This window comes from Neobacillus niacini (genome assembly GCF_031457145.1).
Taxonomy (GTDB): Bacteria; Bacillota; Bacilli; order Bacillales; family Cytobacillaceae; genus Neobacillus; species Neobacillus niacini_J.
Map to the genome: position 1 here is coordinate 101,703 of NZ_JAVDVZ010000011.1, position 12,970 is coordinate 114,672.

General features: G+C 37.2%; 12 protein-coding genes. 4 read left to right on the plus strand and 8 right to left on the minus strand.

Annotated elements, in window-relative coordinates:
* The first annotated feature begins 197 nt into the window (after positions 1–197).
* Positions 198–1,094, plus strand: coding sequence for a LysR family transcriptional regulator (locus J2Y03_RS21560; protein ID WP_310198113.1), 897 nt, complete (start codon positions 198–200; stop codon positions 1,092–1,094).
* Between the two features lie 62 nt (positions 1,095–1,156).
* Here the strand turns inward: J2Y03_RS21560 and J2Y03_RS21565 are convergent, their stop codons facing one another.
* Both J2Y03_RS21565 and J2Y03_RS21570 read right to left on the minus strand, forming a co-directional pair.
* Positions 1,157–1,348 carry a hypothetical protein gene (locus J2Y03_RS21565; RefSeq protein ID WP_310198115.1) on the minus strand — a complete coding sequence of 64 codons (192 nt, stop codon included), beginning with the start codon at positions 1,346–1,348 and terminating at the stop codon, positions 1,157–1,159.
* A gap of 121 nt (positions 1,349–1,469) precedes the next feature.
* A complete protein-coding gene (locus J2Y03_RS21570) occupies positions 1,470–1,769 on the minus strand; it encodes a hypothetical protein (protein ID WP_310198118.1) in 300 nt (99 codons plus the stop codon).
* Positions 1,770–2,212: 443 nt separating this feature from the next.
* On the opposite strand from J2Y03_RS21570, the gene J2Y03_RS21575 reads away from it, so the two are divergent.
* Complete coding sequence (locus J2Y03_RS21575; protein WP_310198121.1) at positions 2,213–5,332, plus strand: alpha/beta hydrolase domain-containing protein; 3,120 nt, start codon at positions 2,213–2,215, stop codon at positions 5,330–5,332.
* 552 nt (positions 5,333–5,884) lie between these two features.
* On the opposite strand, the gene J2Y03_RS21580 is transcribed toward J2Y03_RS21575, so the two are convergent.
* Positions 5,885–6,115, minus strand: a complete 231-nt coding sequence (locus J2Y03_RS21580) for a hypothetical protein (protein WP_132093696.1) — start codon at positions 6,113–6,115, stop codon at positions 5,885–5,887.
* Positions 6,116–6,330: 215 nt separating this feature from the next.
* Positions 6,331–7,263 (minus strand): DMT family transporter, encoded by a 933-nt coding sequence (locus J2Y03_RS21585; RefSeq protein WP_310198126.1) that lies wholly within the window; start codon positions 7,261–7,263, stop codon positions 6,331–6,333.
* 123 nt (positions 7,264–7,386) lie between these two features.
* Here J2Y03_RS21585 and J2Y03_RS21590 point away from each other — a divergent pair, with 123 nt between their 5' ends.
* A complete protein-coding gene (locus tag J2Y03_RS21590) occupies positions 7,387–8,274 on the plus strand; it encodes a LysR family transcriptional regulator (RefSeq protein WP_310198321.1) in 888 nt (295 codons plus the stop codon).
* A gap of 75 nt (positions 8,275–8,349) precedes the next feature.
* Here the strand turns inward: J2Y03_RS21590 and J2Y03_RS21595 are convergent, their stop codons facing one another.
* From J2Y03_RS21595 to J2Y03_RS21605, 3 genes are all read right to left on the minus strand, one after another.
* Entirely contained in the window at positions 8,350–8,796 is a 447-nt protein-coding gene (locus tag J2Y03_RS21595) for a DinB family protein (RefSeq protein ID WP_310198129.1), read from the minus strand.
* Positions 8,797–8,837: 41 nt separating this feature from the next.
* A complete protein-coding gene (locus J2Y03_RS21600) occupies positions 8,838–8,963 on the minus strand; it encodes a hypothetical protein (RefSeq protein ID WP_310198132.1) in 126 nt (41 codons plus the stop codon).
* 435 nt (positions 8,964–9,398) lie between these two features.
* The gene (locus J2Y03_RS21605) at positions 9,399–10,520 is read right to left on the minus strand and encodes an FtsZ/tubulin family protein (protein WP_310198134.1); all 1,122 of its coding nucleotides are present in this window, start codon (positions 10,518–10,520) and stop codon (positions 9,399–9,401) included.
* A 317-nt stretch (positions 10,521–10,837) separates the two neighbouring features.
* On the opposite strand from J2Y03_RS21605, the gene J2Y03_RS21610 reads away from it, so the two are divergent.
* Positions 10,838–11,305, plus strand: coding sequence for a low molecular weight protein-tyrosine-phosphatase (locus J2Y03_RS21610; RefSeq protein WP_310198138.1), 468 nt, complete (start codon positions 10,838–10,840; stop codon positions 11,303–11,305).
* A gap of 665 nt (positions 11,306–11,970) precedes the next feature.
* Here J2Y03_RS21610 and J2Y03_RS21615 read toward each other — a convergent pair.
* Positions 11,971–12,951 (minus strand): ABC transporter substrate-binding protein, encoded by a 981-nt coding sequence (locus J2Y03_RS21615; RefSeq protein ID WP_310198140.1) that lies wholly within the window; start codon positions 12,949–12,951, stop codon positions 11,971–11,973.
* Positions 12,952–12,970: the final 19 nt, after the last annotated feature.

Consider the following 12,970-nt stretch of genomic DNA (forward strand, 5'->3'; position numbering starts at 1 on the left):
TGGATTCCTCCCCTTTTGAGTTTTTTTCAGTAAACTAGATTCAGTCCAACGAAGTTTAATCGTTTGAAAAATCTGAATACTTTTCTGTTTTATAATTTGATACTACCACTTTCTTCTTTTATCGGTCTAATATATGATACAATCGCATTAATATTCAGAAAATATTATTCTAGAAAAATAAGGTGATCATTTTGGAGTTGAGACATTTACACTATTTTGTTGCAGTTGCTGAAGAACTACATTTTGGCAGAGCTGCTAAACGTTTAAATATGAGTCAACCACCCCTTAGTCAACAAATTGCTCAATTAGAAAAAGAGTTAGAAGTGAAATTATTTAATAGGACAAAACGGCATACGGAATTAACACCAGCAGGCAAGTACTTTCTAGAACACTCCTATGAAATTCTTAATAAACTTGAAAGAACCTGTAATGATGTTCGAAAAATCCATCAGGGTGAAAAAGGTCAATTAATTATAGGGTACACAGGAATTTTGAGTAAACTTCTATTAAACTTAATTCGAACCTATCGTTCAAGATATTCAAAAGTAGAGGTCGTTTTACAATTTCTTTCTTCGGCTAGTCAGATTCAATCGTTAACAGAAAACAAGATTAAACTAGGATTTGTATGTCCCCCTATTGAAAGCAGCAACTTGAATTCTCGATTAGTCGGCTATGCACCATTTGTAGTGGCATTACCTTCAACACATCCATTAGCAAAATCCACATCACCACTAGATATTAGAGAACTGAAAAGTGAACCTTTCATCATGACACACCGTAAAAATGAGCCAGGCTACTATGATACCATCATTTCCATTTGTAACCGTTCAGGGTTTAGTCCTAACGTTATCCAAGAAGCCGAAGGGATTTTTACAATTCTCACCCTCATATCCACAGGGATGGGAATATCACTGGTCACAACACTAGCCCTTGAGTATGGCAATACAGGGGTTGTGTTCAGGCCTGTTTTAGATGATACAGCAACGATGGACCTTTCCATGGTTTGGAGAAAAAATGAAGAATCACCACTTGTAGACACCTTTCTAGGTGTCTATGATGAATTGTTTAATGAAGTCAACAATTTAAAGGAGTAATTAATAAAAAAAACAAGTGCCAGGCACCGTCCAAAAAATTGGATGGTGCCTGGCATTTGTTTTTATTCAATAAATCTTGCTACCCAATGTGAACTATCTATTCCTTTTAATCTCGTAAGCCAAACATTCTCTGCATGATGAATATGAGAGAAGAGATTATTCGCCTGCTTGTTCTCTTGACCGTTTTGTAAGGTTTCAAGAATTCGTTGATTAGCCCAATGTAAATGCTTTAATATATACTGGATTGTTTCCAAGCTAAGCATCCTCTTTTATATTTATTTAATCTGGCATACAATATATAAAGTACAAATCACAGATTAGTTTTATAGGAATTGGTCGTTAATACAACAACACATCTCCATCATACTCAACTTCTTAATCAAAACGTTCTGTGTCTATTCCATCCAAAATATCCTCTAATTCTGTAAGAAAATTTAGTTGAACAGGTGCAGGGATTTGCTCCAACCACTTTTTTATTTCAGGTAACTCCTCTGCCTCATCTATATTCGTAAGCTTTGGATGGAGGGTAGCCCACCATTTCTTCAATTCATCGATAAATTCATAAAAGTAGCGTTCAAATCTTTCTGCCCATTCTGCCCCTTCATCACCCGAAGTCTTTTGCATCATACTCCAGGCTTCCATCGCTGTTTCAAAGTACTCATCAATCAGCTTCATGTGGAACTCCTTTCTACATACTGTAATATTCTTTCATTAATTCTCTCATTGTAACAGTAGAAAGCTATTTTTCAGTACTAATGACCTGCCATCCCTTTTAATTATCGTCTTTTGTTCTTTAATAAATCAATAATGTAAAATAATTGGGTTCGGAAATATCACTTTTCATTCAAAGAAGCCAAATTCAAGAGGTCTTCTATACTCATTTTGTATTTTGATTCTCTAGCTTGATAGATATTAAGTAATAGGTAGAATTTAGTGTTTTTTCAAAATATTAAAAAAACACAAATTCATCTAAAAATAACCTATGCCCACTGCTTTTTAGAAAATTTTATAATCAAGGGTATTGGAAACGTTTACATAAAAATAACGTAGTTTCCAACTTATGGGGGTGTGATTGTTAAATACAGCATTATGGAAGAAAAAGAATATGGAGGGATATTATGAAATTTGCTAAAAAGGTTACCAAAGCAGCTCTATCAGCAACATTGTTATTTGGGCTTCTTAGTAGCGGAAGCTTCCCGGCAATAGCCGCCACTAATGGCAACAACCAGGCACAGCCTTCACTTGAAAAGGCAAATGCGCACAAGGATTATGGTAAGATCAAGAGTTCCATAAAAGCACTACCAACACTTAAAGAAATACCTTATGGTGAGGGCATGACTTTCCATAGCGAGCCTACTGATATTAGTCACCCATTTAGTTCTATGTATAGCTCTAGCGGCAAAGTAGACATTTGGAATGACTATGGCTACGAGGAAAAGGAATTTTTCCTTTCCGGTAAAGCAAATGTTTATAGTATCAATGAAAAAAATGAACCGTATATCAAATCTTCCAACAATGATTACACAACAAGAATGATTGTACGATTCCCTGAGGATCCTTCTAAATTCTCTGGCCGGGTCTATGTAGATATACTAAATGCATCTAGCGGTGTTGATTTAGAAGATACCTTTGGAAGAAGTTATGATTGGTATATGAATGAGGGGCATGCCTATATTGGGATTACTTCGAAAACAGATACCATTAATGCATTAAAAAGGTTCGACAGTGAACGATATGCAGACCTAAATTGGCAAGTAAATGGTAAAGATGAAAATGGCCTTTTCTGGGACATGCTTTCTCAATTGGGTACGAAGCTTCGCAGCGAGAGTGCTGGCGATCTATTAGGCGGTCTTTCTCCGGAACATGTTTATTTATCTGGTCAGAGTCAATCAGGCTTTTATTTGAATACTTACATTACATTATTTGATAAATTGCTAAATAATTCTAATAACGGAAAGCCGTTGTTTAACGGGTATATGAATTTGGTTGGACCTGGTACAACAAATGTACATTCAAATGGGCCGCAGCCTAAAGTTACATACTCAGACACAAGTGTCCCTTATATAGTAATCATGTCAGAATTTGAACACCGTTTTGGTAACATACCAAATTTTCCTGAGTATGAAAGAAAAGCAGATTCTTCGACGGCTAAAAATAAATTTAGATTTTATGAAGTGGCAGGTACACCGCATACAGACCCTACTCTAGCAGTTATTCCTAATAGCGCTGAGATTGCTCTTGGAAACGGGGTTGGCAGACCTCCAAAGGTGTATGATCCTGGACATTATGAAAGCGATTTAAATCTCCAAATTTTCGTAAATGCTGCTCAAGAAAACATGCATATATGGGCAACCAAGGGGACTCCAGCTCCATCTGCTCAAGACAAATGGATTAACTACAACGAATCTAATTCAAATGGCAGAACCATATATTCTCCAAAAACAGACGAACATGGTAATGCTCTTGGCGGTATTCGTGCGCCGATGATTGAGTATCCGATCGCCACTTATTATGCAAGCCGAAATGGCCTGCCTTTTGAGACAAATGGCAGCATGGTATTCTTTACTGCTGATAAAATAGCAAAATTGTATCCTGATTATACACAAGATTACAAAAAGCCATTTATTGAACAAGCTAAAAAACTATTAAAAGAAAGATATATTATAAAAGAAGGCTATGACAAACTTGTCAAATATGCAAATGAAAAGAAAGGCTTTGGCGGACCAGATGCCCAAAAGATTTACGATACTGCTAATACAAAACCAACCAAGATTGTGGAAAAGCCTTTTAATTATGAAAAAATCGGTTTTCACCAACAAGAACCAGATGTTGCGGCAGACCCAAGCTTAAGCCATCCATATAATTCGATGCTGGATTCAGTCGGCTCTGTCGATATTTGGGGAGACTATGATTATACCGAAAAAGAATTCTTTCTTTCAGGGGAAGCCAATGTTTACGAGCTTGGAAAAGTCGAAGGCAATGATGTACCCACAATCAAAAGTGGACCTTATGATTACACAAATCGAATCATCGTACGAATGCCTAAGGATATGGAAAATTTCTCTGGTGCAGTTTATGTAGATATTTTAAACGCCTCCAATAATTCTGATATGGAAGATACATGGAGAAGAAGCTGGGAATACTACATGCAAAATGGGCATGGGTATATTGGTATTACTTCTAAAGATGTAAATGTAACAGCGTTGAAAAAATTTGATCCTGTACGTTATGCAGACATTGATTGGGTCGCCGATAATGAAGGGCAATACGAAAATGGCTTATTCTGGGATATGCTTTCACAGCTGGGTGTCTCACTAAATGATGATGAACAAAGCAAGAAAATCCTTGGGACTAAACCTGATTTTGTATTCCTTGGCGGACAAAGTCAATCCGGTATGTATGAGAATACGTACACAAATGTGTTCCAACCATATTTGTATAACGCTAAAACAGATGAATACATGTTTGATGGCTACTATAATTGGGTTGGAGCAGTTCCAACTGCGATTCAGCCAACAGCGATAATACCAGCTACAAATGATCAAAGTCCAAAAACCATTTATAAGCCAATGGGTGTTCCGACCATGGTGGTTATGTCTCAAGCAGAATTTGGCTTCAAAGAAGGTAAAGGTCTATTCCCTTCTTATAAAACAAAAAAGGACCAAAACAGTGAGCATGATATTTTCAGACTTTATGAGGTATCTGGTGCCCCTCACTCTGATGCCATCTCGCCGATCATTCAAAACAATGATGCGCTTGTAAAGGCTGGGGTAAAACCAAGATCATACCCGACCAGCACACTGCCAAATACCATTAAAAGTGAATTGCACATCGATATGTTTGTAAATGGTGCGTTGCAAAATTTATATGATTATGCTGTTGCAAAGAAAAATAATCCTAATGCAGATCCGAAGCAATACTTCCCACCTGCTGATGATAAATGGGTAAATGTAGATGCAACTGGTAAATTCCCAAGAGATGAACATGGCAATGTTATAGGCGGAATCCGTCATCCTCTTGCGGATAATCCGTTAGCTACTTACATGGTTCAAAGTGATTTTATGACCATGTTTAGTGCTGACAAACTAAACACGCTATATGGAACTAGGGAAAACTGGGTTAATAAAATGAACGCTTCTGTTGATAAATTACTTATTGAAGACTTAATTCCGAAATCAGTTGCCGATTCCTACAAAAATGAAATTGCGAATAACACAGCAGCCTGGAATAAAGAATAAAATGAAGAATAAATGTATCCTTGGGAACTTCAAAGATACATAAAACCAGATAAACAATCTTTGGACATTTTAAGTAAAAAAGGGCCATCTTTTGATGGTCCTTCTGGCCTCTACGAATAAAAATCCTTTAATACTCACTTAATGACTAACAAACAGTAAATTCAGGTTAGAGTTTTTTGTGCATGTATCGACTGAAAAAACGAGTGCCAGGCACCAACCAAAATATTGGATGGTGTTTGGCACATTTTTTCTTTATCTGTCAAACAAATTCAACCCACCCAAACTCGACTTTGAAATGCCTGGCATAGGCATTCGGATTTCCAAATATATGGATATTTATCTAGAAATTTTGCGTGGATTCTGCATCTAGGTGTGGTTTTTCTATGACCTTTTTTGATTAAAATCCTCTTACCTGCCAAAATAGGTCCTCCACCTGCCAATTCTTATCGCATACCTGCATAGATCCCATTTAATCTGCATATTTCCTTTGTTTATCTGCCTAACAAATTCAACTCTCTCTAACTCGACACTGAAATGCCAGGCACCCCATCCCTAATCTTTTAATGCCTTACTTGCTATTTCAATTAATTCACTGGATTCCTTCCCGTTCATTCCTTCTGCAATCATTCTTAACGTTCGTTCAAAACGCCCAGCTTTCTCCGCTTGCTCAATAAACCATTTTAAATCTTCTGTATGGAAATGGAATTGTGGGATGATATCGTGTCGACCCATATACTCCAATTCAACAAATGCCTTCAACTGGCTAAATCTTAAACTATCCAAATTTCATTCCCTCCTCCAATTTACAACTTGTTTTCCTATTTTAATAGATTATATTCATCCAAATCAGGTTTCATAACAATGAATGATTTTTCTAATGAAAGCATCAAGTCCCATGCTATAAAAATTAATAGAAAAACGAGTGGCTGACACCAAAGAATTGGATGGGGTCAGGCACTCGTTTTAAATAAATATAAATAACTATCAATCTCATCATCCTACGCTTCAGAAGAGTCAACTGTTTGATTGAATCTTTTTCTCATAAAAAACATTTTAAAATTGATTTTAGCCGTTAAGACACCTGCTAAGATAAGAATGGCTCCTAAATACCCTTTGACTGGGAGTGTTTCACCTACGAAAATAAAAGCAAATAATGCCGCGAAAACGGGTTCTAATGAAAATATAAAACCTGTGTGCGTTGGTGTGCTATAGTTTTGAGCATAGGCTTGACCGATAAAACCAATTGCACTGCAAAGTATGCTTAAAGCCAATATCGCAACCCATGATTCTGTTGTGTTAGGCAGATGTGGCTTTTCGAAAAATAATGAAAATAGTAACCCCCATGCCCCGGCAAAGCCAAGTTGTAAAATCCCGAGTGTGATGGAATCACAATTTTTCGTCAACTTATCTATAACAATGATGAAAATGGCATAAAATACTGCACCTAATATAATTAAGAAGTCTCCGGAATTGATCATTAATTCATGATTTAATGTTAAAAGAGCAATTCCTGTTATAGAAACGGCTACGCCCAAAACAACTTTTTTTTCTGGTTTTTTTCTAAAAAAGATCGCTAAGAATAACGGGACAAATACTACTGAAAGGCTAAATAAAAATCCCGCATTTGAAATAGTTGTGAATTTTAATCCGATCGTAACAACAGACATGATGAAGAACAAGATTGTTCCTAATAAAAATCCATAAAAACATGTTTTCTTATCAATATGTATGAAGCGCTTGTAAAATACAGCTCCAGCTAAAATAAACGCTATGCCAAAACGTAATGCTATCAAGTTAAACCCTTGAAAGGAATCGAGACCCATCTTCATAAACAAATATGATGACCCCCAAATCATAGTAACGATCAGCATTATGATATCTGCGTTTAATTGGGTGTTTGATCCTATCCCAGACAATTTATTTTGATTCATTTTTAGGTCACCTATCCTTTCACGAATTGATTATTATTAAGTATAATTGTAAAATTAAGATTAGAAAAATGAATGTTTTCGAAGATTGACATGAATAAATTTCATGTAAAAGGAGTGGTCAAACTGTCTCTTGCTAAGTTTGAGATATTTAGTACTGTCGTGGAATTAGGGAGCCTTACGAAAGCCGGTGAAACACTAAGTTTAAGTCAATCTGCTATAAGTCATGCCATTACCAGCCTTGAATCAGAATGGGGATTTTCTATACTCAATCGAGGACGCTCAGGTATCCATTTGACCAATAACGGAAAGCGCATCTTAAAATACATACGTGATATATTAATGTTGAATGAAGAAATGGTTCAAGAAATAGCTAATATCAATGGGCTGGAAATCGGTACAGTCCGGATTGGAACGATTTCAAGTGTGTCCATTCACTGGCTCCCTGAAATCATGAAAATATTTAATGAGGCTCACCCTACTATCGAGGTCAAACTCCTGGAGGGGGATTATGATGCCGTCGAGAATTGGATATCAACTGGTTTGGTTGACTTTGGCTTTGTGTCTCTACCGACTTCACAAAACTTTGAAGTGATTCCATTAAAAAAAGATAAAATGCTCTGTATCCTCTCAAATGAACACCCGCTTGCTGAACAAAATGAGATTAGTTTTGAAATGATTAAAGAAGAGCCTCTAATCAAGTCAAAAAAAGGGAGCGATAACGATCTAAAACGAATTTTAAAAGAAAACAATGTTACCCCTAATATTAAATTTGAACTTTCAGATGACCAGGCAATTATTTCAATGGTTAGAAATGGTATGGGAATCAGTATACTTCCTGAAATGGTTTTACATCAGGTTCCAACAAACGTTCGGACTCTTAAGTTAGAGGGAGAAAATTATCGTACCATTGGTATTGCAGCTACATCTTTTAAGTCCCTTGCTCCAGCTACGAAAAAGTTCATTGAATATCTGAAATCATGGTTAAGTGACCCTTCACACAATAAAAAATAATTAAATAACGAGTGCATGGCACCAACGAATTGGAAGGTGCCATGCACTCGTTTTTAATAAATATCTATAACTATATCATCTTCTAAATGTAATAAAGTCAACATTTATAGGTTCTAGTTTTGCTGCTCTTAGAAGCTGATTGATCTGTCCACGATGGTACTGACCATGAAGAGCAACATGGGTTAAGATATCTCTTTTGGAATTACGGAATTCTGTGCCTTTACTATTTTTATAGGTGACTAGTTGATCAAGTTCCAAATTGGATAAATTTGAAAGGAATGCAGTATAGTTAAGATTATTTTGATTAACCAGACCTAAACACGATTCTAAACTAATCTCTGCCCAAATCGGTAAATGCGAACTATCTGTCCCTATTAACCTAGTAAACCAAACATTTTCTGCATGTAGTATATGGGAAAAGAGATTATTCGCCTTCTTGTTCTCTTCACCGTTATGTAAGGTTTCAAGAATTCGTTGATTAGACCAATGCAAATGCTTAAACATAGATTGGATTGTTTCCAAACAAAGCAACTCCCTCTATTCTAGTTATTATAACCTGCTAATCAGATCCAATCTTTCACATAAGATACTAACCCAAAAACTGCACCAATTGCAGCACCAATAAAACCCGAAATCATATAGCTTTCCTTATTCTTTTTTTTACTCTGAATCTTATTTTTATCACTCATTAGATTCCCACCTCGTTTTAATTTAATTAATTTTACCATTAAATCCCTAATAAGAGGATTAAAAATGCTAATATTTTCACTAGCCGTTAGAAAAAAAGTGTGTCTCAAAAGCATAGCTTTTAGGGACACACTTCAAGTTGTTTTCAGCATCTTTTTTAGAAAACTAATATGGCTTCCCTCATTAGGAACGCAAAAAGCTAAAGCCCCTAGCAACTAAGGGGCTAGACTATATTTAAAGAAACGACTCTTTGATCCGAATTGATAGAATAACAAAAAACCGCACAATTTATTTCATGTATTTGAAATAAATTGTGTGGATTTATTAACGTTAGTATCTTTTTTGTTAAAAGTAGAACTTACCTAGCGAAGTAAGCCTTATTTTTTTAATTTGCACAAAAGTATTTTCTGGTTATAATGTGTCCGCTGTGTTTCTTTCTACTCACTATAATTACCTTGATACTTATTTAACTTGGAAGTGATAGATACTGGCTTTCTTTCCTGTTTTATAAGTTTTAAGTTGGATGCCCATCGGATACCAGACTCGTAATTTTGAGTATTTTCCTTTTTCACCAGTTCCTCTAATCGTTCTTTGTTTTTTTCTAGGGATTCTTCAACAGAAAGCATCCGGCGTGTTGGGAACGAAAGTCCAGCAAGTATGGTTGTGATCGTAGGGTCAGATTCTGTGATATAGGTTCCTTCAAATAATTGCAGCGGTTCCCCCACTCTTTCAAAGATGGATGGTACATTAATCAGTTTTGAAATGTTCTCTGGTCCCTCATAGATAAGCCCAGCTCGGATTACCCCTTGTGATTCTACAGGACAGAAAATCGAGTTCTCCCAAGAAACCTGCACTTTCTTGGTGACCTCCGAGGTATTTTTCGCGTCCGTTATCGGAGCGGAAGAGATCAATGTTACTCCTCTTGAACCAAGGATATTCATTAGATCGGTTTCATCGAAATTTCCAAAGAATGAACTCTTCTTCGTTATTTTCAGAAGATGGTTTATGGCCTCCATAGCTTGAAGATTAGCAGAAAGGTAAATTTCATGTTTACTGGATTGTGGTTTCAATTTACGCATTTGATCATTGTCGACGAGGAATACAGAAGAAATGCCTTCTATATTGGAAATTTCTTCGATACACTCGGCGGTATTGATGCGATTTCCCGCTAATACATTTCGCTCAGGGATAACCGCGATCGCCCCTACCTTGACACCAGGCAACTGATCAATTAACAAATCAATTAACATCGGACTCATCCCAGACCCGGTGCCACCGTCCGTTGAAAAAGCAACTAAAAGAAGCTTGATGTTTTTAAAGGAGCTGGTCACAAAATCAATGATCTCCTTATAGTTTTCTTGAAGCGCCCGTAACCCTAAAGAACGATCTTGACCAGCACCATTATACCCTGTAACGAAAAACTTTTTTTCTACCCGGGTGTTTACAACCCCATCACGTTGATTCGTATTAATCAAAGCAGTTGGAAAATTCAAGGCTGATGCAATTTCTGCGATATTCCCACCTGCTTGACCTACGCCTAAGATTCCAATCGATTTCAACATAAACTCCTCCTTATTTAGCTAAATTCTAATATAAGTTGATAATTTAGAAGGATCTTCAACCAAATGATTGATATGGATAAAAACAATCCTTATAACATTTCTACTATTTGGATGAGCAGATTATGACCAAAAACAATCCAACCCTTTTGATTAAGTTAAACTTTTTTCATGGCAAGGCTAGCCATGGCTTTTATAGTAATGAGGTAATCATGAACCACTTAAGGTTCTTTTCATTTTACAATCCTTGATAACTGACTTAGAATGGTCATTATGGAGTATTAAACTTAGTTTAATAGGTTAAAGGAGTTAATTTAATGATTAATGTACTATTTGTTTGCTTGGGAAACATTTGCCGATCACCAATGGCTGAAGCATTGTTTCGTGACATACTGAAAAAAGAAAATTTGTCTAACCAAATTACCGTTGATTCCGCTGCCACTAGTTCTTGGCATATAGGTTCTCCTCCACATAAAGGAACTCTTGCCATTTTAAAAAAATACAACGTTTCATCAAACGGTCTTGTCGGACGTCAGTTAGCCAAGGAAGACTTTGAAAAGTTCGACTATATAATAGGTATGGATGAGAGCAATGTAAAGAACATTTTTGAGATTACCGGAAAACCTCAACATCCGAAAATCATTCGTTTGCTCGATTTAACACAACATAACAAAGATGTTCCTGATCCCTATTACACCGGAGACTTTGAGGAAACTTATCAGCTGGTTACAGACGGCTGTCAGGCCTTGCTTGAAAAAATACGCAATGAGCAAAGCTTAACCTAAAAAAATCCCGCCAATTCTACGATTGGCGGGATTTTTTATTTAGCTTAGTTCCTTATACTTTTTCACATTCTTCTAATAACTTCTCCGTCTGCTCAATTAATGAGATCATTTCATGCTGTCCCTTTTTTTTCCGTTGGCGCTGGCCAGAAAGCAAAGGGTTCCCCATAAACTCTTGCTTTGAGATCGTCCAGTGTCAGCTGCAATCGCTGCAATAAAGTGGCCCCAACATTAGCAAGAAATATCTCATCACCTTTAAGGAGCTTTTCTTAATGGGAGAAACCACCCCTTCATCCGTAAGCGAATTCATAACTTGAACAAAAGAACGGTGGCCATTTTCAATTTGATAACGAATCGAGTCCTTACATTTATCATTAATTAGGTAGTCCTCTATTTGGTGAATGTTCATTTTTTTCGTCTAGTAGTTAGTTGGATTGTTTTAAAATATTGTTTTAACCAAGCTTTCATCTTAACCTTCATCAGGCTTCCACCTTTCACACTTCTCCTACCAATCACTAGATTTGACAAAATGAGCTAATAGGAAGAGACAGGACTGGGTATAGGAAGCCTGGCACTTTAAAACTATTTATTCAATATCCCCGATTAATGATTGAATAAGGATAAACATCTTTGTACAAATAGTAAAAATAAAGTTACTTTAAGCTTAGTTAATCTTCAATCGTTTGTACGTCTACAGTGTAAGAATCTAACCCTACAGATTCTGGAATGATTCCTTTCTCAAATACGTAGTCTGCAATCCCCTGCCACCGTTTGCGAATCACATCATCTACTGGTTCGACGGGAATTACGGCTTCTTCCGCTTGTCGGCGGGCAACTTGCTCAGAAACATTTTGTGTGTCCTTGATGAGCTTTACCGTTTCTTCAAAGTTTTCAGCGGAGAGTTCTGCTTCTTCACGTAGACCTTCATAGATTTCACGCACCAATTGAGGGTGCACCTTCAGAAATTCAGTTCTAACCACAAAAACAACGTCATTCTGTGTTCCAATATCAGACGCCGGGATTACAAGTTCGGCACCGTGCTGTTCCACAGCTAGGGACGTGAAAGCCCCCCATGTAGCCCAAGCATCTACTTCCCCGTTTCCGAACGCTGGACCTGCTTCGGTAGGAGGAAGATAGACAATTTCAACCTCACTAGGTTTAATCCCTCCTTTATCAAGGGCTTTATAAAGCAAATACTCGCCTGTGCCGCCGCGGTTTACGGCTACCTTTTTGCCCTTGAGGTCAGCAGCGCTTTTGATCCCTGATTCTGGCTTTGCAACTATGCCCGTATTGTTATAGGCACTTTCTTGCCTGGCAAAAATGGTAAATTCCGATGCATCCCCTACAAGAGCACTGATTGCCGCTGTAATGGATCCAATCGTGATATCAATTGATCCCGCATTCAGCGCTTCAATCGCAGGTGCCAATGCGGGGAAGCTCCCCGATTTATCGAGCTTTGCCCCAGCTGCTTCAATCCGTTTCTGGAGTGGTCCCCCCTCTTGGGCTAAGCTCAGCGGTTCCGCACCGCGCAACACGCCAATACGGGCAGTTACCTCACCGTCTTTTTTTGCAGTCTTTGCGTTATTACCGCATGCAGATAAAACCATGACAAACGTGAATAAGACTAAAATCGCACTAACTTTTCGCATCAGGTCACATCCTTCGATT